Origin of the sequence: Glutamicibacter sp. PAEs-4 (assembly GCF_051161755.1) — a bacterium.
GTDB classification, from domain to species: Bacteria; Actinomycetota; Actinomycetes; order Actinomycetales; family Micrococcaceae; genus Glutamicibacter; species Glutamicibacter nicotianae.
Genome location: NZ_CP195017.1, coordinates 1865932 through 1884410 on the forward strand (window position 1 = coordinate 1865932; position 18479 = coordinate 1884410).

17 protein-coding genes are annotated in these 18479 nt (G+C 62.8%); 6 read left to right on the forward strand and 11 right to left on the reverse strand.

The window, feature by feature from the left end; translation table 11 throughout:
* Positions 1-12: 12 nt before the first annotated feature.
* The 6 genes from ACR9WD_RS08795 to ACR9WD_RS08820 all read right to left on the reverse strand — a co-directional run bounded on the left by ACR9WD_RS08795 (position 13) and on the right by ACR9WD_RS08820 (position 6749).
* A complete protein-coding gene (locus tag ACR9WD_RS08795; protein WP_434921949.1) occupies positions 13-573 on the reverse strand; it encodes a dihydrofolate reductase family protein in 561 nt (186 codons plus the stop codon).
* Positions 574-600: 27 nt separating this feature from the next.
* Positions 601-1482 (reverse strand): class II glutamine amidotransferase, encoded by an 882-nt coding sequence (locus tag ACR9WD_RS08800; RefSeq protein ID WP_434921950.1) that lies wholly within the window; start codon positions 1480-1482, stop codon positions 601-603.
* A gap of 182 nt (positions 1483-1664) precedes the next feature.
* Positions 1665-2567: a pyridoxal 5'-phosphate synthase lyase subunit PdxS gene (gene pdxS, locus ACR9WD_RS08805; protein WP_066138509.1), complete on the reverse strand. Its 903-nt coding sequence runs from the start codon at positions 2565-2567 to the stop codon at positions 1665-1667.
* Positions 2568-3387: 820 nt separating this feature from the next.
* Positions 3388-3954: an HIT family protein gene (locus tag ACR9WD_RS08810; RefSeq protein ID WP_121866869.1), complete on the reverse strand. Its 567-nt coding sequence runs from the start codon at positions 3952-3954 to the stop codon at positions 3388-3390.
* A 23-nt stretch (positions 3955-3977) separates the two neighbouring features.
* Positions 3978-5993, reverse strand: coding sequence for a threonine--tRNA ligase (gene thrS, locus ACR9WD_RS08815; protein ID WP_190263601.1), 2016 nt, complete (start codon positions 5991-5993; stop codon positions 3978-3980).
* A gap of 108 nt (positions 5994-6101) precedes the next feature.
* A complete protein-coding gene (locus ACR9WD_RS08820) occupies positions 6102-6749 on the reverse strand; it encodes a winged helix-turn-helix domain-containing protein (RefSeq protein WP_073706182.1) in 648 nt (215 codons plus the stop codon).
* A gap of 79 nt (positions 6750-6828) precedes the next feature.
* Between ACR9WD_RS08820 and ACR9WD_RS08825 the strand changes: the two genes are divergently transcribed.
* Together ACR9WD_RS08825 and ACR9WD_RS08830 are read left to right on the forward strand one after the other, a co-directional pair.
* The gene (locus ACR9WD_RS08825; RefSeq protein ID WP_434921951.1) at positions 6829-8406 is read left to right on the forward strand and encodes an MFS transporter; all 1578 of its coding nucleotides are present in this window, start codon (positions 6829-6831) and stop codon (positions 8404-8406) included.
* 239 nt (positions 8407-8645) lie between these two features.
* Entirely contained in the window at positions 8646-9086 is a 441-nt protein-coding gene (locus ACR9WD_RS08830; RefSeq protein ID WP_038991213.1) for a VOC family protein, read from the forward strand.
* A gap of 6 nt (positions 9087-9092) precedes the next feature.
* On the opposite strand, the gene ACR9WD_RS08835 is transcribed toward ACR9WD_RS08830, so the two are convergent.
* The 3 genes from ACR9WD_RS08835 to ACR9WD_RS08845 all read right to left on the reverse strand — a co-directional run bounded on the left by ACR9WD_RS08835 (position 9093) and on the right by ACR9WD_RS08845 (position 13585).
* Positions 9093-9701, reverse strand: coding sequence for a nucleotidyltransferase family protein (locus tag ACR9WD_RS08835; RefSeq protein ID WP_038991214.1), 609 nt, complete (start codon positions 9699-9701; stop codon positions 9093-9095).
* Positions 9702-9784: 83 nt separating this feature from the next.
* Positions 9785-13240, reverse strand: a complete 3456-nt coding sequence (locus ACR9WD_RS08840) for a DNA polymerase III subunit alpha (RefSeq protein ID WP_434921952.1) — start codon at positions 13238-13240, stop codon at positions 9785-9787.
* Between the two features lie 36 nt (positions 13241-13276).
* Complete coding sequence (locus ACR9WD_RS08845; RefSeq protein ID WP_233125289.1) at positions 13277-13585, reverse strand: DUF6504 family protein; 309 nt, start codon at positions 13583-13585, stop codon at positions 13277-13279.
* Positions 13586-14172: 587 nt separating this feature from the next.
* On the opposite strand from ACR9WD_RS08845, the gene ACR9WD_RS08850 reads away from it, so the two are divergent.
* The 3 genes from ACR9WD_RS08850 to ACR9WD_RS08860 all read left to right on the forward strand — a co-directional run bounded on the left by ACR9WD_RS08850 (position 14173) and on the right by ACR9WD_RS08860 (position 16512).
* A complete protein-coding gene (locus ACR9WD_RS08850) occupies positions 14173-15258 on the forward strand; it encodes an S-(hydroxymethyl)mycothiol dehydrogenase (protein ID WP_038991217.1) in 1086 nt (361 codons plus the stop codon).
* The gene (locus ACR9WD_RS08855; protein ID WP_038991218.1) at positions 15258-15887 is read left to right on the forward strand and encodes an MBL fold metallo-hydrolase; all 630 of its coding nucleotides are present in this window, start codon (positions 15258-15260) and stop codon (positions 15885-15887) included. The genes ACR9WD_RS08850 and ACR9WD_RS08855 overlap by 1 nt, the downstream gene beginning before the upstream one ends.
* A gap of 100 nt (positions 15888-15987) precedes the next feature.
* Entirely contained in the window at positions 15988-16512 is a 525-nt protein-coding gene (locus ACR9WD_RS08860; RefSeq protein ID WP_073706177.1) for a hypothetical protein, read from the forward strand.
* On the opposite strand, the gene ACR9WD_RS08865 is transcribed toward ACR9WD_RS08860, so the two are convergent.
* A complete protein-coding gene (locus ACR9WD_RS08865) occupies positions 16509-17237 on the reverse strand; it encodes an SOS response-associated peptidase (RefSeq protein ID WP_073706176.1) in 729 nt (242 codons plus the stop codon). The genes ACR9WD_RS08860 and ACR9WD_RS08865 overlap by 4 nt on opposite strands.
* A gap of 126 nt (positions 17238-17363) precedes the next feature.
* Between ACR9WD_RS08865 and ACR9WD_RS08870 the strand changes: the two genes are divergently transcribed.
* Positions 17364-17642, forward strand: a complete 279-nt coding sequence (locus tag ACR9WD_RS08870; protein ID WP_038991221.1) for a mycoredoxin — start codon at positions 17364-17366, stop codon at positions 17640-17642.
* Between the two features lie 62 nt (positions 17643-17704).
* On the opposite strand, the gene ACR9WD_RS08875 is transcribed toward ACR9WD_RS08870, so the two are convergent.
* Positions 17705-18442, reverse strand: a complete 738-nt coding sequence (locus tag ACR9WD_RS08875; protein ID WP_434921953.1) for a lipoate--protein ligase family protein — start codon at positions 18440-18442, stop codon at positions 17705-17707.
* Between the last annotated feature and the right edge of the window lie 37 nt (positions 18443-18479).

The window sequence follows — 18479 nt, forward strand, 5'->3', positions numbered from 1 at the left end:
TCTAGAACTTGTTCACGTGGTTGGGAGGACTCGGTAGACGAGGCGGGCAAACGGCCCGGCTTTCCGCGCTTCGGCCAGTTCCAGCCGATCACTGCCGATATTGCGCGGTAGCAAGGCGGCGCCTGCAGGCAGCGCTGCTGGAGCAACAGTCAACGCCAAGGAATCAAGTGCGTCGATGTCCAGGAACTGTCCCAGCAGCTCGCCTCCGCCGAGGACCCAAATGTTCTTCTCCCCCGCCGTCTCCCGGATTTCAGGCAAATATTCTTCGACCGAGCCATTGACTAGGCGGACATCAGCGCCCTCGGGAATTGGCAGGTCCCGCGAGGTGAAAACATACGTGGTGATCCCCCGATAGTATTCTTGCCATTTCTGCGGGTTCTCGATGAACCCTTCGTTCTCAATCAGCCACATGTAGGTATTCGCGCCTTCGACATGCACGCCGACATTTTTGGGTAGCAGGTCCGGGTCGGGTTCGTGGGCCCCTGGCACATCGAAGAGCCACTGCAGGCTGTGGTTCTCATCTGCCAGATAGCCGTTGAGAGTGACTGCTGCGTCGAAAATTATCTTGCCCATGCTCCCTAGTGTGCCATGTCCGGAGCGCTATAGGTGCAGATCCACAGGCGCAAAGGCCGGCGTCTGGCCGGTACGCAGCACCCCGATGGTACCCGAAGGAACCTCGTGCCAGGTCTGGCTGCTCCAATGCAGTTCCAGCGGCTCGGAAACGACCAGTTGCGCGTCCTGCGGCAGTTGGTCCTCGCGGCCGTCTCGGGTGAGCAGCATGGCAGGTCCTGCCGCATAGTAGAGCGAGGGCGCCATCGCGCCCGACACCTCTGGGCTGGCCCGGCGCAGCACCACGAGCTGCTGCCCGTCCGAGGCGCACATCGTAGCGCGGAATGGGGCTTCGATACCGTGCTCGGCGCGGGCCCGCTCCACCCGGGCCACCATCCGCGACAGGCCCGCCACCGGGTCCCGGTCCAGGCCGTAGGACAGGGCGAGGTAGAAGCAGACCTCGGTATCGGCGTTGCCCAGAATCATCGGGTAGCGCGCCGGATCCACTTCGAAGGTCAGTTCGCGCTTGAGTATTGCGAATTCCGGGACCGTTCCGTTGTGCTGGAACATCCATCTCTCATCGACGAAAGGGTGGCAGTTCTGCTCGGCAATGGTCCCGCCCGGCGCCGCGCGCACATGCGCCAGGATGCATCCTGACGCGATCTGCGCCGCCAAGTGCCGCAGATTCTGGCTGTCCCAGGCCGGGCCGATCTGCCGGTACTGCCCGAGTTTTCCCGAACGCCCGGCCCAGGCCATGCCGAACCCGTCGCCGTTGGTCGGGAAGGCATGGTCCGCGAAGCCGGAGGCCAGCTCTTCCTGGGGCAGGTAGAGCTGCCGGGCGTGCAAACTCTGGTCGATCAGCGAATGCGTGGGGCGCACCAGGATATCGGCGATGTCGATCGGGGAGCCGAGACAGGCAAGCCAGCGGCACATGTCATCTTCTTGGGGTCAGCGCGAATTCCGGGTTCCACCAACCTACGCCCGGCGGCATCCAACGGCAAGGCTTCGCAGGCAGACTTTGAATCACGGCAATAGCCATCATTCGGCCACTAAAGACAGAGACCCACGCCACCAGAATCTCGGTGGCGTGGGCCTCAATGCTAATGCGTGAGCGATTACCAGCCGCGCTCAGCCAGGCGGTGAGGCACTGGGACATCGGCTACGTTGATGCCAACCATGGCCTCGCCCAAGCCGCGGGAGATCTTGGCCAGCTCATCCGGGTTGTCGAAGAAGGTGGTGGCCTTCACGATGGCTTCGGCGCGCTGCACCGGGTTGCCGGACTTGAAGATACCCGAGCCGACGAACACACCGTCGGCGCCCAGCTGCATCATCATCGCGGCGTCGGCCGGAGTAGCGATGCCGCCCGCGGTGAACAGCACGACCGGAAGCTTGCCGTTGGCTGCAACTTCCTTGACCAGTTCGTATGGAGCCTGCAGTTCCTTGGCGGCGACGTACAGCTCATCCTCTGGCAGGGCGGAGAGCTTCGCGATCTCTGCACGGATCTTGCGCATGTGCCCGGTGGCGTTGGAGACGTCGCCGGTGCCCGCCTCGCCCTTGGAGCGGATCATCGCAGCGCCTTCGTTGATGCGGCGCAGTGCCTCGCCCAGGTTGGTGGCACCGCAGACGAACGGCACGGTGAACGGCTGCTTGTCGATGTGGTTCTCGTAATCCGCTGGCGAAAGCACCTCGGACTCGTCGATGTAGTCGACACCCAGGGACTGCAGGATCTGCGCCTCGACGAAGTGGCCGATGCGAGCCTTGGCCATCACGGGAATCGAGACCTCGTTGATGATCCCGTCGATCATGTCAGGGTCGCTCATGCGCGAGACGCCGCCCTGGGCACGGATATCTGCCGGGACGCGTTCGAGGGCCATGACTGCCACGGCTCCGGCGTCTTCTGCGATACGTGCCTGCTCCGGGGTGACCACGTCCATGATGACGCCGCCCTTGAGCATTTCGGCCATGCCGCGCTTGACGCGGTCCGAACCGACGACGGAGTTCTGATTGTTCGTAGACATGGAGGAATGGTTCCTTTCGACACTGCGAGATGCCCCTCCGGCCTGGAGCGAATGCGTCTTCCAAGGCGGCGGTGACTAGTTAGTACCCACTTATCGTAGGATCGACCTAGTTTATTACCCCCTGTGTTGCGTCACATTCAGAGACTAGGAGACAAGTCATCTCGATGATGGTTGTAGCGTAATAATTCCCTCTTCGCGTTTCTATTAGCCAGAACCGCTTTTGGCGGCAATGTTACGCGGCCCGCCATCGTGGGATGACTTGTCTACTCCATGGCATCCAGTACCCGGATTCGGCTTCGCGTTCCATGCAGCCGTTTTTATGCGCGGACTACTAAACGGCGATATCGCGCTGGGTGAAGCGCAGCATCGCGAGCAACCCTGTGGCGAGTGCGGCCACCAGCAGCACAACTTGCGCATCTCAGGTGAAGTCCTCCGCGGGAACCCTGGCAATTGCGCCGAAGGGCGTGGCCTTGATGGCTTCAGGTGGCAGCGAGAACAGGCTGCCGGACATGGCGGCCAGCATCGATAGTCCGTACACTGTCCAGGTAATCGCAGTGCCCCAGCGCGGCAGAAACCCGTTCAGCAGCAACTGGATCCCGAGCAGGTGAGCATTGCTGGCCAGAAACCCAAGCTCCCCGTGGCCAGCACCCGTGGATCTGCGGCGCCCTGGGAGCTGGCACCGGTGCCTCGGCGCGGGCAAGAGGTTGCGGCCGGTCAATGAAGGGGCAGGACAACCAGCGCTTGCGTGCAACGAAAAACGCGCTGCGCACCGCAGGATTTCTCCTTTGATGCGCAGCGCGTTGTACTTGCCCGCTAATGCCTAGCTCGGCGTTTCACTGTCCCATGCCCCGGCAATCGCGCTGCGAACCTCCGACAGGGTCTGCGGGATGGCCTTGGTCTGCGCGATGATCGGGAAGAAGTTCCCGTCGCCATTCCACCGGGGCACGATGTGCTGGTGCAGGTGGGCGGCGATACCTGCTCCCCCGGCTTCACCCTGGTTCATCCCCAGGTTGAAACCGGCAGGATTGGACACCTTGCGCAGCACGCGCATGGACTGCTGCGCCAGCGCCGCCATTTCCGCCGTTTCCTCGACCGTGATGTCGGTGTAGTTCGGCACATGGCGATACGGGCAGACCAGCAGGTGGCCGGGGTTGTACGGGAACAGGTTCAGGATCACATAGCAGGTTTTGCCACGGTGGACAATCAGCGCCTCCTCGTCGGTACGGCCGGGACCGGCGCAAAATGGGCAGCTGGCCTCGTCCTTGACCTGGTCCTGCCCGCCCTTGATATAGGCCATCCGGTAGGGAGTCCAAAGCCGCTGGAACGAATCCGGCACTCCGGCGAGTTCGAAGTCGTCGGTGACGGACTGGTCTGCGTGTTCCTGCATGCTCAATGGACTCCCTGTCCGAACTAGTTGTTGTTGTCGCGGCTCTTGATGGCTTCAACGATGCGGGCTACCGCATCATCGATGGGCACCTGGTTTTCCTGGCTGCCGTCGCGGAAGCGGAAGGACACGGCGTTCGCATCAGCATCTTCGCCGCCGGCGATGAGCACGAATGGAATCTTGTCCTTGGACGCGTTGCGGATCTTCTTCGGGAAGCGGTCCGAGGAGTCATCCAGTTCCACGCGCACGCCTTCGGCCTTGAGCTTGGCGACAACCTCTTCGAGGTAGCCGTTGAAGGCTTCGGCCACGGGGATCGCGCGCACCTGCACCGGGGAGAGCCATGCCGGGAAGGCTCCGGCGTAGTGCTCGGTGAGCACGCCCAGGAAGCGTTCGATGGAGCCGAACTTCGCGGCGTGGATCATCACCGGTTCCTGGCGGGTTCCGTCGGCAGCCTGGTACTCCAGCCCGAAGCGCGCCGGCTGGTTGAAGTCGTACTGCACGGTGCCCATCTGCCAGGTGCGGCCGATGGCGTCCTTGGCCTGGACAGAGATCTTCGGGCCGTAGAAGGCAGCTCCACCTGGGTCGGCCACCAGCTCGACGCCGGATTCGGTGGCAACGCGCTCAAGCACGGCGGTGGCTTCCGCCCACTGCTCATCGGTGCCGATGAACTTGTCCGACTCCGGATCACGGGTGGACAGCTCCAGGTAGAAGTCGTCCATGCCGAAGTCCTTGAGCAAGGAGAGCATGAAGTTCAGCAGGTGCTCGACCTCGGCCGGTGCCTGCTCCTTGGTGACGTAGGAGTGCGAATCGTCCTGGGCGAAGCCGCGCACGCGGGTCAGGCCGTGCACCACGCCCGACTTCTCGTAGCGGTAGACGTGGCCGAATTCGAACAGGCGCAGCGGCAGTTCGCGATAGGAACGTCCGCGGCCGCGGAAGATCAGGTTGTGCATCGGGCAGTTCATCGCCTTCAGCCGGTATTCCTGGCCCTGCTTGGTGATGTTGCCATCTTCGTCGCGCTCTTCGTCGATGTGCAGCGCCGGGAACATGGTGTCCGCGTAGTACGGCAGGTGGCCCGAGGTGTGGAACAGCCCGTCCTTGGAGATGTGCGGGGTGCCCACGTACTGGAAGCCCTCTTCGACGTGGCGGTCGCGCACGTAGTCTTCCATCTCGCGCTTGATGATGCCGCCCTTGGGGTGGAACACCGGCAGGCCCGAGCCCAGCTCGTCGGGGAAGGAGAACAAGTCCAGCTCGGCGCCGAGCTTGCGGTGGTCGCGGCGCTCGGCCTCGGCCAGTCGCTCCTGGTAGGCCTTCAGGTCTTCCTTGGTTGGCCAGGCGGTGCCGTAGATGCGCTGCAGCTGCTTGTTCTTCTCGCTGCCCAGCCAGTAGGCGGCGGCCGAGCGGGTCAGTGCGAACGCATTCTTGATCAGCTTGGTGTTCGGCAGGTGCGGGCCGCGGCACAAATCCTTCCAGACGGTGTCGCCGGACTTGCGGTCGACATTGTCGTAGATGGTGGTCTCGCCGGCGGCGACCTCCACGGTCACGCCTTCGCCGGAGGTGTCGGCGGAGTCGGCCTTCGCCAGCAGCTCGCACTTGTATGGCTCGTTGGCCATCTCGGCCTTGGCTTCCGCTGGGGACACTTCGCGGCGGACGAAGAGCTGGTTCTGGTTGATGATCTTCTGCATCATCTTTTCCAGCTGCTTGAGGTCTTCCGGGGTGAACGGATCTTCGACATCGAAGTCGAAGTAGAAACCATCGGTGATGTACGGGCCGATGCCCAGCTTGGAATCCGGGCGCAGCTGCTGCACAGCCTGGGCCATCACGTGGGCGGTCGAGTGGCGCAGCACCTCCAATCCTTCTGGATCGTTGATGGTTACGCGGGTGACAGTGGTTCCGGCTTCCAGTTCGCGGGCCAGGTCGCGCAGTACGCCATCGACGTGCATGACAACCACGTCCTTGTCATTGGCGAAATGCTGCAGACCGGTCGTTCCCGCGTCCACCTGTACCTGCTCGCCGTCAATGGTGAGAGTCAGCTGCTCGCTCATGAGATCGGGTTCTACCTTTCAATCTGTGATGGCTTCATAGCTTGTGGCATACCTTGGCCACAGCCAGCCAGAATCCAGTTTAGTTCAGCATTGCGTCGCGCAACCGGTTCACTTCGGGTTTTGTGCCGATTGTTCGCCCGAGTGTGACCCGTTCAACAGCTCGTCGGCCGACAGCAGCCCGGAGTAGTGCCACAGCTTGCGCTGAGAGGCTGGTTGCGAACTTGCGATCTTCCCGCTCTGCTGGTCCTTGCGGAAGGCGGGGATCACCGCATCCAAACGACGTTGCAGCTCCTGGCGTTCATCTTCGGTGAGCATCAGGTTGCTGGTGCTCAGCTGCGCCAGGTCCGGCCTGGAATCGCTGGCTCCGTACCAGCGCTGGGCGTGGGCCAAGGCGGCTTCCAAGCGCCGCTGCTCGTCGTGCATGACCTGCCCGAGGTAGGCGTTCATGGCGGTGGCCGAACCATCCCCGGTGCGGTCCGCGGGCTGGCCCGTGGTGTAGCCGGTAGCCGCCGGACGCCAGACGCGGTCGCGCTTGTCGCGCGCCAGCTCGGGAGCCTCCTCGATCATCTCGGCCTTGGCCAGCTCGCGCAGGTGGAAGCTGACCTTGTTCGGGGCCAGACCCAGCAGTTCGCCGATATCGGAGGCACGCCCGGTGCCCATCGCCGCCAATGCATCGAAGATCTGCCTACGCAACGGGTTGGCCATGGCCTTGAGCATTGGCGTGGTGAACGTGACATTCGACTGTGCTTGGGTCATGGGATCAGCATAGCAATTGCCCAAATTAAGTTGCGCAAATTCTATTGCGCAAGTTTATTTGCGGGTCTATGGTTGATGCATGACCATGGACCAGACTCCCCTGATTCAGCCGCAGGCAACCGCTGCCGGCGCACAACTGCTGCCGGCATTGCATTACCAGCGCAGCTACCGCATCTGGTGGGTCGCCGACACCACGGCCTTGCTGGCTGGCGGCATCTACTCCTTCGTGCTGCCGCTGATCCTGCTGGGACTGGCCGGTTCGACGGTGCAGGCCGGCACGCTGGCCGCCCTGGGACTGGCCGCGCGGGCCAGCTTGACGCTGCTTGGCGGCTCCGTGGCCGACCGTTCCGACAGGGCACGCATGATGCTCACCGGAGGGATTTGCGGTGCGACACTCACCTTGGCACTGGCAGTGGCCAGCATGAGCGGCTCGCTGAGCGTAGCAGTGCTCTGCTTGGCCCACGTGCTCATGGAACTGCGTTCAGGCTATTTCGGTGCCGTCACGAATGCCGCACTCAAGGACGTGGTCCATCCCAAGCAGTTGGGACGAGCCATGGCGGCAAATCAGGGACGCGATTCGGTGCTCATGCTGGGCGCGGCTCCGCTGGGCGGGCTCCTGCTCGGATTCGGAGCAGGGTTTGCCCTGTTGGCTGTCAGTTTCCTGCAGCTGCTCGCCGCCGCTTCGGGGTTCGCGCTGCGCGGACCATTGCGCGCAGCCGAAGCCATGTCAAAGCCCATGGAGCACTCCCCGGCCGGCAGCCGTCCGGTCTCGCCCGGCATCGCGGCGGGCATGCGATGGTGCTTCGCCAGGCCGCAGCTGCGCAGCCTGCTCATCCTGATCACCGTCATCAATATCGGAACCAACGGACTGAACACGACGTTGATCTATGGGTTGCAGCAACGCGGCGAAACCCCATGGGTAATCGGCCTGGTATCCACATTCATGGGCCTGGGCATATTCGCCGGTTCGCTGTTCGCCGGACGCTTGATCGAGAAATTCCGGACGGGCGTGCTGGCCTGCAGCTGCTTGAGCGTTCTGGGCGGAGCGATGCTGCTAATGGGCTTCAACACAAATCTGCTCTGGCTGGGTGCCATGCTGCTGGTGGCCTACCTGAGCGTTCCTGCGTTGAACGCGTCGGTCGGAGGCTACTTCATGGCAGTAGTCCCGCGGGAAATGGCAGGACGAGCCAATTCCCTGATCTTGTTCATGGCCCTGTCGGCTCTGCCGCTGGCGCCGTTCCTCACCGGGCTCGGCCTGCAATGGCTGGGCATGGGACCGACATTGCTGTTCTTCGGCTCACTGGTGATCGTTGCAGCTATCGCCGCCTGGTGCTCACGGCACGTGCGCGGCATCCCGCACCCGGATCAGTGGTCCAGCGAACCGGCGAGCGCAAATTCTCAGATCGAAGTCGAGGCGAAGGAATCTGCAGGTTTGGTTTCTGCAGAAGACGAGCCGACGCAGGTTCAAGGAGAACCGAGCATGAAAAACTATCCAGCATCAAACTCATCCGTTTCGTCCCGGCGGCTTGGCTTGCGCCGCACTCCCAGCAGCGTACAGCGCAACCATCACCTGCCGAGCCGCGTCGACCTGGAACTCCGCGCCCAGCGTGAGCGCGACCTGTCGTCGCCTCGCAACGAACAGTGGATCCATCTGTAGTCAGCCAGAAGTTGAACTGCCTGCAGTTTTCCCTGAAGCTCGCACTATGCGGACGACCCCAATAACCAGCACCGCGAATAGCGCAACTCCCCCTGCGGCAGTGACGAGCCCTCCTGAGGTATAGAAGTAGAGAGACGCAGTACTCGCAACGAACGCGCTCGCGCAAAACCTTCCCCACGCCATGAGGTGTGCACCTTCCAGGCCTATCAATCGAGATCAGGGCACCCTAGGCTGGTTACATGAACAAGTCGGCCCCGCCGACCATCAGCGCGATCACCCTCGGCGTGCGTGATGTCGGTGCTTCAACCAGGTTCTATACCGAGGGACTGGGTTTCGAGCTGGTGCAGCCAGCCCACCCGGAGATTGCCTTTGTACGTGCCGGGCATTCCTTGATGCTGGCTTTGTGGGATATTACGCAGATGCCCAGCGAGTATGGCGATATCGGGCACGGCGAGAAAGCTCCCCCTGTTTCCCTGGGACATAACGTGCACACCGATGAGGAAGTCGAACGGTTCTACCGGCGAGCGCTTGATGCTGGAGCAACGTCGGTCACCGAACCGACGGTTCAGCCTTGGGGCGGCAAGAGTGCCTGCGTGGCCGACCCGGACGGGTTCCGCTGGGATTTCGTGCACAATCCGTCCTTCGTGATCGACGCGGACGGGCACGTGTCTTCGGTGTGAGGTTTTTCAGCCTTCGGTGATGTTCGTCGATGCTTTCGACTCGGGCCAGGGGTCAGCGCTCAGCGAGGGCCACTGGGATAACCACCTTTTGATCTTGGCTTCGTAGACTTCCCGCGGGGCAAGCACTGGGTTCGGAACGATCTTCCGGGCGAATAGATCTGCAAATCCATGCGGGGCGTAGGTGGCTATTTGCCCATGCGCATCACGGGTGACCGCAAAGCAGCAGGTCTTCGCCGCAAAATGATCGATGGCATCCGTGGAGCTGGTGAAGGGAATGGCTGGCACCCCGAAGTGCTCTTCGTACCACATGTGGACGCGTGCTTCATTGCGGACTTCGATTTCTGCGTCGATGCCTTTGAAGAGTTTTTTGGCCCGGCGTATGACTGCGTCTTCTGCCTCATAGGACGTGTCCTCATCGAAGTAGAAGAGGTCGTAGTCGCGAATTCCGTTTTGCGGCTCCTTGCCCTCAAGCACGTTCCATACCGTTTGGAATAGTGCGCCTGCAGTGAGCCACCAGTCCGAAACACCTAGCTGCGGGGCGAGGTGGAGGATTTGCTGGTTGACGGGGTTTGCCTGAACGCACTTGAGAAAGAATTGTTCATCCTGTGCATTCACGTTCCTTTGCCCCTCGCGTCAAGTACTTGTTCCTTTGGAGCCAATGTACATGCTGGGCAAAACCCTGTCAGCGAACCAGCGCATCATGCCCCTCTCTGGTCCAGCCCTTCGGCTTCCATCCGCTTGGCCAGCTCACCGACGCTCTCGATGCTGCGAGCACCTTCGCCGAGCTTTGGCCGGTAGCTGATTTGCGGGCGGCCCTGCTCTTCAAGGTACCCCGCAGCGGGCAAGGTTTCGGGCTGATGCAGGTCCCAGGCGTTCAGCGCCTGCAGCGAGATGCCACGTGGTCCGGTGCGCCGGGTGACGCCATGGATGAGCAGCATGCGGGTAGAGAAAAGCAACGGCCCGGTGCGTTGCTGGGTGTCGTCGAAGAAGGTCGCATCGATGCAGCCTGTCCCGTCGTCCACGGAAATGAAGACCACTCGCTTGCCTCCACGCATGGGAGGAGTCTGGGTGGCCACGCGCACTCCAGCGACGAGGACCTCGGTTCCGTTGCGCAACTGCAGCAGCTCGGCCGCTTGGGTAATAGGCAGGTGCGCCAGGCGTTGCCGGTAGGAAGAGATCAGGTGCTCGCTGGCATCCAGGTGCATCAGGTCCAGCTCGGTACGCACCACTTCGGCAGGTTTCAGCTCGGTTCCCGTGGCCTTGATGTGTTCGATTTTCCCGAGGTCAAGCGCCAGCTGCCCGGGCCCAGGCCGGTATTTGGGCGGAAGGGAGCTGTGTGCCATCGATTGCGTGTGGGCGATGGTGTCGGCACGCGAGGTCCCGGCGAGCAGGGAGTCGAAGACGCCGAGGGCCGCGAGGTTCTGGTAGGTGCGGCGCGAGAGCCCCGCGCGGGCGCGGACATCTGCAAGGTGCTCATAGGGTTGGCCGGCGACCAGGCGTTCGACTTCGCGTTCGCTCATCTGGTGGATGTCGCGGAAGGCCAGGCGGACCCCGTAGCGTCCAGGGCGCAGCGAGCTGGGCGCGCGTGGCACCACCGGGAGCTTCGCTGGAGCGGATTCGAATACTCGTTCGACTCGGTAGTGTCCGGTGGAGCGGTTGATGTCCAGCGGCAGGATGGGGATGCCCATGCGCCGCGCTTCGGAGACCAGCAGCCGCTTGGGGTACATGCCCGGGTCGTGCTCCCAGATGCCGGCGAGGAAGGCTTCGGGGTGGTGGGCCTTGAGCCAGGCCGAGTGGTAGGTGGGCACGGCGAAGGCCGCCCCGTGGGCTTTGCAGAAGCCGAAGGACCCGAAACCGGAGAGCACTTCCCAGACCTTGTCGATCGTCTCCTGGCTGTAGCCGCGCTTGGTTGCTTCGGTGCGCACATAGCGTTCTACGGCTGGTTCCTTGTCCGGATTCCCCAGCAGCCGGCGGTAGACATCGGCCATGCCCAGCCCGCAACCGGTCATCACATCCAGGATGCGCAGCACCTGTTCATGGAAGACGGTGACCCCATGGGTTTCGGCGAGCGCTGGAATCAGGTCCGAGTGCAGGTATTGGGCCGGGGCGAAGCCGTGGCGGTGCTCCAGGTAGGGCTTGACCATATTCGATTGCATGGGGCCAGGGCGGAACAGCGAGATGTCGATGATCAGGTCGTTGAATTCGCGCGGGGCGAGCTTGCCGATCAGCTCGCGCTGGCCCGGGGATTCGATCTGGAAGCAGCCCAGGGTATGGGTTGAGCGGATCAATTCGAATGTGGGTTCGTCATCCAGCGGCACCCGGGACAGGTCGATCGCTCCGGCAGCGGAGATATAGCTGTCATCCACATGCCCTCCGGCGCGCGCGACCGACTGCTTGTCCGGGTGCATGCGGGCGATCTCTTCCAGGGTGTAGGCGATGGCTGATTGCATGCGCACCCCAAGCACGTCGAGCTTGATCAGCCCCATCAGGTCCATGTCGTGCTTGTCGAACTGGCTCATCTGCAGCCCGATGCCCGACGACTGGACCGGGGTGCGGTCCAGCAGGCTCGCGTCGGAGAGGATCACTCCGCAGGGGTGCATGGAGATATGGCGCGGCAGCCGGTCCAGGCGTTCGGTGGCGTCGATGAGGATATCGAGCTGGGTGTCATCGGTAATGCGTTCGGCCAATGCCGCCAGTTCCGGCTTCTCGGTGAGCGCTTCGCGGAAAGAGGACGCGGAGAAGCGCCAGAGCTGCTTGGCGATCTCGTCGACCTGTTCCTGCTCCACCCCGAGGGCGGCTCCTGCATCGCGGACCGCGCCGCGGGCACGGTAGGCGTTCTGCATGCTCATCAGGCTCACGCGCTCTTCGCCGAAGTTGGCGAAGATCTCCCGGTAGATCTCGTGGCGGCGTGCGGACTCCACATCGATATCGATGTCCGGCAAGGTGGTGCGGGTATCGGAGAGGAAGCGTTCGAACACCAGGTCATGGGTTAGCGGGTTCACCTGGCTGATGCCCAGCAGGTAGTTCACCAGCGAGGAGGCGCCGGAGCCGCGGGCGGCCACGCGGATTCCCATGCCGGTGATCAGCTTGACGGTTTCGGCGACGGTCAGGAAATACCCGGCGAAGTCCAGCCGGTCGATCACCCCGAGTTCCAGAGCCAGCTGTTTTTCAATGAGGCTGGGTTTGGCGTGCGGCAAGAGCCCTGGCACCGCGCCGTAGACGCGGCTGGTGAGCTCTTGCATGGCCGGGCGGTCCAGGCCGAGGACCTTGGCCTCGGGGATGACCGGCTTCTTCCATCCGAGATCAGCCACCGGGTCGGCCGCAGCCCATTCGGCAAGCGCTTCGGTTTCCCGCAGCAGCTGGTGCGCCCAGCTTCTTTCGGTGGCATAACCGATTTCCTTGGCCAGCTGGCGCATCTCTTGCGGGGTTTTCAGCCATCCTTGGCCGTTGGGTTGGCAGGAGTCCAGGTTCTTCAGGCTGTGCAGGGCGCGCGCCGAGTCCAGGATGTCTGCGGTGACCGCCCCGTCGGGGTCCACGTAGCGGACGGCGTTGGTGAGGACTGCTTTGACCCCCCGCTCGTGGGCGTAGCGCAGCATGCGGCCTGCTTCGCCGAGGCTGTAGCGCGATCCGGGACTGGAAAGGTGCGTGGTGATCTCCACGCGCAGCATCTTTCCCAGCCGCTTCTTCCAGTTGGAAAGCAGCGCCCGGGCGTGAGCGTAGTTTCCCTTGAGGATTGCGCGAGACACGTCCGACTCCCCGCCGAGCAGGATCATCAGATTTCCGCCGGCGCCCAGATGCGCCAACTGCCCGGCTTCCAGCCCCGGAACGCCGTGCGCAGTGCCATGCGCGAGGGTGATGGCCCGGCACAGCGCTGCATATCCCGCACCGTTGCAGCGCCCGCGGGCCAGCAGGACAATCCGCCCCTGGGTTTCCCCGTGGCTATCGAGCACCGCAAGGTTCACCCCGAGAATCGGGTGCAGCCCTTCTGCCATGCAGGCTGCCACATGCTTGACCGTCCCATACAGCCCATCCCGGTCAGTCAGCGCGAGCATCTGCGCCCCCTGCGCCTTGGCCGCCTGGGCCAGCTGCTTTGGGTGCGAGACGCCGTAATGGGCGCTGTATGAAGAACTGACGTTCAGATGGGTGAAGCTCATGGATGTCCTTCGAAAATATGTTCCCCTGCCGGCACATCAGGCGCTGCGGGCCAGCGAGTCATGCACGCGCACCAGGCGCCACCGTTCAGTTTGCGCATCAAAACTCACATCGACGCTGTGCACTTGGCGGGATCCACGCACGGCGACCAGCTGCAGGCGCCACATCTCGTAGTCGGCAATCCCCGCACCGGCTCCGCGGGGAATCCGCAGGTTCTCATCCCACCATTTGCGGCGCTCGAACCAGCGCTGCGGTTCAGCCACCAAGCGGTAGTCCTGCCCCTGCCAGGTCACGCGCAACGGCATCCCATTCGCTGCGCGAGCCACCTCGATCGACTCGGTGAACATCCCCACGTGCGCACTCCTTACCTAGTAGAACCATTCTATTCGAACACGTGTTCGAATGACAGTTACACTAGTCAGCGCGACCGACAGTTTGGGTTAGCCGAGCGCAGCGGCTCGCAGCGTCGATGAGCTGGCTGAATAGGCCCTGCGAAAGGCCGCGATAAACGAAAGGGCGAGGAACATCCGACATCGCAGGCAAGCAGCGCATCATGGGCCAAGGCCAGGCGCAGTTTGGCGATGTAGCCCGATGGGAACGGTGCCCCGCTCACCCTCGGAGCCAACGTTCCGCTCAATCGGCGGCTGGAGCAGCAGGTCGCTGGCTTGGGAGCTCTATGCACCACAGTGGATCAAGGCCAATTCGGCGCGGGCACTGGTTTCCGCCCTCGGTGCCGTCCTCCTGCTCAGCGGAGCCTGAGCCCGAGGCGCAGCCCTTGCGCCGTCACATACGTTCCGGGAAACTCGTGGTGCACCTGCGCAAATTGGCTCTGGGCGAAACAGCCTGCGTCATTGTGTCACGAATGTTCCATAAGCGCCGAGGACACCGATAGCATCGAGACAGCAACAGTCAATCGTTCCAGGAGCTAAATCCCATGCCTCATAAGGTCAAAGCCGTTGTTTCCCGCGCCAAGGATGCGCCGGTAGAGGTCGTCGACATCATCGTTCCGGACCCGGGTCCCGGAGAAGTAGTCGTCGACGTGCTCACCACCGGTGTCTGCCACACCGACTTGCACTACAAGCTCGGCGGCATCGGCGACGAGTACCCCTACCTGCTGGGCCACGAGTCCACCGCAGTCGTCAGCCAGATCGGCGAGAACGTCACCAACGTGAAGGTCGGCGACCGCGTGATCCTGAACTGGCGTGCAGTCTGCGGCCAGTGCCGCGCTTGTGCCAAGGGCGAGCCGAAGTACTGCTTCAACACGTTCAATGCCACCCAGAAGATGACCCTCGAGGACGGCACCGAGCTGTCGGCTGCCCTGGGCATCGGCTCCTTCGCCGAGAAGACCCTGGTCCACTCCGGCCAGTGCACCATCGTGGATGAAGAAGCGGATCCGGCAGCCGTCGGCCTGCTCGGCTGCGGCATCATGGCCGGCATCGGCGCGGCAATCAACACCGGTGAAATCAAGCGCGGCGAGTCGGTTGCCGTGATCGGTTGCGGTGGCGTCGGCGCCGCCGCCATCGCCGGCGCGCAGCTGGCCGGCGCGACCACCATCATCGCGGTGGACGTCAACCCTGACAAGCTGGAAACCGCGAAGACCTTCGGCGCCACCCACACCGTGGATTCCGCCAAGGTCGACGCCGTGGAAGCCATCCAGGAACTGACCGGCGGCTTCGGCGCCGATGTGGTGATCGATGCTGTAGGCCGTCCGGAAACCTACAAGCAGGCCTTCTACGCCCGCGATCTTGCAGGCCGCGTGGTGCTGGTGGGCGTCCCGACCCCGGAGATGAAGCTCGAGCTGCCGCTGCTGGACGTCTTCGGCCGAGGCGGCTCGCTGAAGAGCTCGTGGTACGGCGACTGCCTGCCAAGCCACGACTTCCCGATGCTTGTCGAGCAGTACAAGCTCGGCCGGCTGGATCTGGACTCCTTCGTCACGGAACGCATCAAGATCGATGAAATCGAAGAGGCGTTCAAGAAGATGCATGAAGGCACCGTGCTGCGTTCGGTGGTGGAGCTCTAATGGCTGCCCGCATCGAGAACGTCGTCACCTCCGGCACTTTCTCGCTGGATGGCGGCACCTGGGATGTCGATAACAACGTCTGGATCATCGGCGATGATTCCGAGGTCATGGTGATCGACCCGGCACACGATGTTGCCAAGATCCGCGAAGCCGTGGGCGAGCGCGAAGTCATGGCCGTGCTGCTGACCCACGGGCACGACGACCACATCCGCGCCGCCGGCGAATTCGCCGACGCCGTTGATGCACCGTTGTTCTTGAACCCGGAAGACCGCATGCTCTGGGAAGCTGTCTACCCGGAGCGCGACGTGGACGCGGAAATCAGCGAAGGCGATTCATTCACCATCGCCGGCACCTCGCTGACCGCGCTGCACACCCCGGGGCACTCGCCAGGTTCAACCTGCTTCTATGCGGAAGACCTCGGCGTGCTGTTCAGCGGCGACACCCTGTTCAACGGCGGACCGGGTGCTACCGGGCGCAGCTACTCCAGCTTCGAGACGATCATTGAATCGATCCGCACCAAGCTGCTGGTGCTGCCAGCCGAAACGGTGGTCAATACCGGTCACGGCGATGCCACTTCCATCGGTGCCGAAGCGCCGAACCTGGATGAATGGATCAAGCGCGGGCACTGACCCGCGACAGCGATTCCACCAAATGGCGGCGGCAGCCGGCCTGCGGGCCGGCTGCCGCCGCCATCCTTGTTTCCCGCACCATCGATGGAATAATGAATCCATGCCTGAAACGCATTTGCGGATCCAGAGAACGGCAGGCTATGGCGGCCTTGCCGCCCTGCTCTGCGGCCTCGTCTTGATCTGGCACGACGGCCGCCAACCTGTGGCCACCGCCGCAGATAGCTTCTCCTCGGCCGCCGGAGCGATCTCGCAGTCGCCGAGCCCAGTGCTCCTTGCCGCAGGAGCGCTGGTGTTCTTCGGCGTCGTCACCCTCTGCTTGGCTGCCGGGATCCTCCTGATGCGCCGCATCCTGGCGGTGCGCCCCCTCAGAGCCGTGCCCTGGATCCTGGCCGCGCTCGCCTTGGCCTTGTTCCTGGCAGGGGCCGGGTTGAAGATCTGGGATACGCTGCAACCGGTGCCTTTGGGCTGGTTCGCCTACGAGCCGCTGACGCACGCACAGCTGTCCTCGCTGGCCACGTCCCCGGCGGGCGTTGCCGCGCGGCGGCTGATGGGACTGGGGCTGGCAGTATTCGCCATGGCCAACGGCGCCTGGATGGTGCAGCACGCCGCCCGGCACCAGCGCTAGAACAGCGAGTTGCTGTGCGCCTCGATCAGCTCCGGAGAGTTGTTGCGCACATTGCCGACAGCGGTGTCGACCTCATGCATGGTCCATTCTGAGGCCACATCGAACGCTTCTGCACGAATCTGCTCGATCAGCCCTTCGCCATCTTCCTCGGCAGGGTTCATCCAACGGCCCATCATCTCCTTGCCCAGCGGAATGGGCAAGCGGTCGTGCAGGCCGGCAAGTTCGCCAAGCACCCCTGGTTCTTCAGCCGAAGGCGAGTCCATGGTCATGATCGAGGTGGAAAGAATCCAGGATCCGTCCTCGTCCTTCCACCATTCATAGAGGCCGGCGAAGAAGATCAGCTTTCCATCCTCGCGGTGCACGTAGAAGGGGCGTTTCTTGCTGCCCTCCTTCTTCCACTCGTAGTAGCCTTCCACCGGGACGACGGCTCGGCGCTTCTTCACTGCTGAGCGGAAGGTCGGCTTGGTGCTGGCCGTCTCGCTGCGCGCGTTGAAGGCACGCACCCCGACCGAAAGCTCCTTCGCCCAGCCTGGCACCAGCCCCCACCGGGCGACATGGACCTGGCGGTGCAGATCATCGCCGATCAGCCGCTCGAGCACAATCGGCACATCGGTGGTTGGCGCAACGTTCCATGACTGGCGCAATTCCAGGTTGTCGTCAGCTTCGGCCTCGGCCTCCGCCACCAGATCGCCGATAGCTTTGGCCATCACATATCGTCCGCACATCGCTTGCCCCCTAGTCCGGCCTCAAGGAAAATCTGCTCCCCAGTCTAGCGAGCAGCGTCCGAGAATTCAGCGAACTTTTTCCGGCCAGCCGGGAACAAAGTCAACATGCGTGCCGTTACACCAACTATGAGCAATGAATTGAACCTTGACCAGTACGTTCCCGCTGCCGGCGGAGTCACCATGTTCACCACCAGCTGGTGCGGCTACTGCCGCAACCTCAAGCGCCTGATGGACCAGAAGGGTGTCGCCTACACCGAGGTGAATATCGAAGAAGTTGAAGGCACCGCGGAGATCGTCGAGTCGTTCAACAACGGCAACCAGACCGTTCCAACTCTGATTTTCCCGGATGGAACCGCAGCCACCAACCCGCGCATCGACGAGGTTGTTGAGCGCGTCGGCGCATAGTTCCACTCGCAAGACCAGGCATCGGCACCCCCTAGCAGGTGCCGATGCTTTTTTAAGCTGCGCTATGCACCGTGCAGCGTTGCGTGCTCGCGGTATTCCACGAGCAACGCGGAAACAAATGCTTCAGTGGTGACACCGGCGAGCAAATCGTTCGCTGCGCCTACCGTTGTCGGATCCATCGGAACACCCATTGCCTGGTAGACCCCATCAAGGACCTGGCGCAAGGACGAAGAATCCTCGACAACAAAGACTGAAGAGAACAGCCATGCGCCGGAAACCACACGCTGAGCCGTTCCTACCAGCTTCACTGGATAGTTGCGCGGCGAGTTCCCGTCAGGGAGACCATGTACCGAATGATCGCCGGGGCAGTACTCCCCCGGGATTGGCCCGACCTGCGCATTTACGCCAAGGCGCTGGAAGGCGTTGGCATAGACGCGGGCAAATACCTCGAAGCGGCTTTGCTGGCGCATCACTGCCTCAGCTTCGGGCTCAATGTGGTCAACGATTAATGTGCCCCGGTGATATGCCGCGGCTCGGCCACCGGCTTTGCGCACCAATGGCGCAAAGCCGAGCTGCTGCGCCACCTCCCGCGCCTCCTCATAGCCGTCCAGACGCACATCACGCTGGCCAAAGGCCAGAGTCGGGTCCGGACGATAGAGCCGTAGCAAAGAACCCCTCTCGCCCGACTGGACATCGCGCAGCAACTGCACTCCGCGTTCTAGGTCAGTTGCCGGGTCTCCGCTTGGAACTTCGATTTCCACGGATAACGGCGCATCTGACTGGGCATTCCACAAACTCATGGAACTGAGTCTAATTCAGCAAATCGATTCAGGTGGA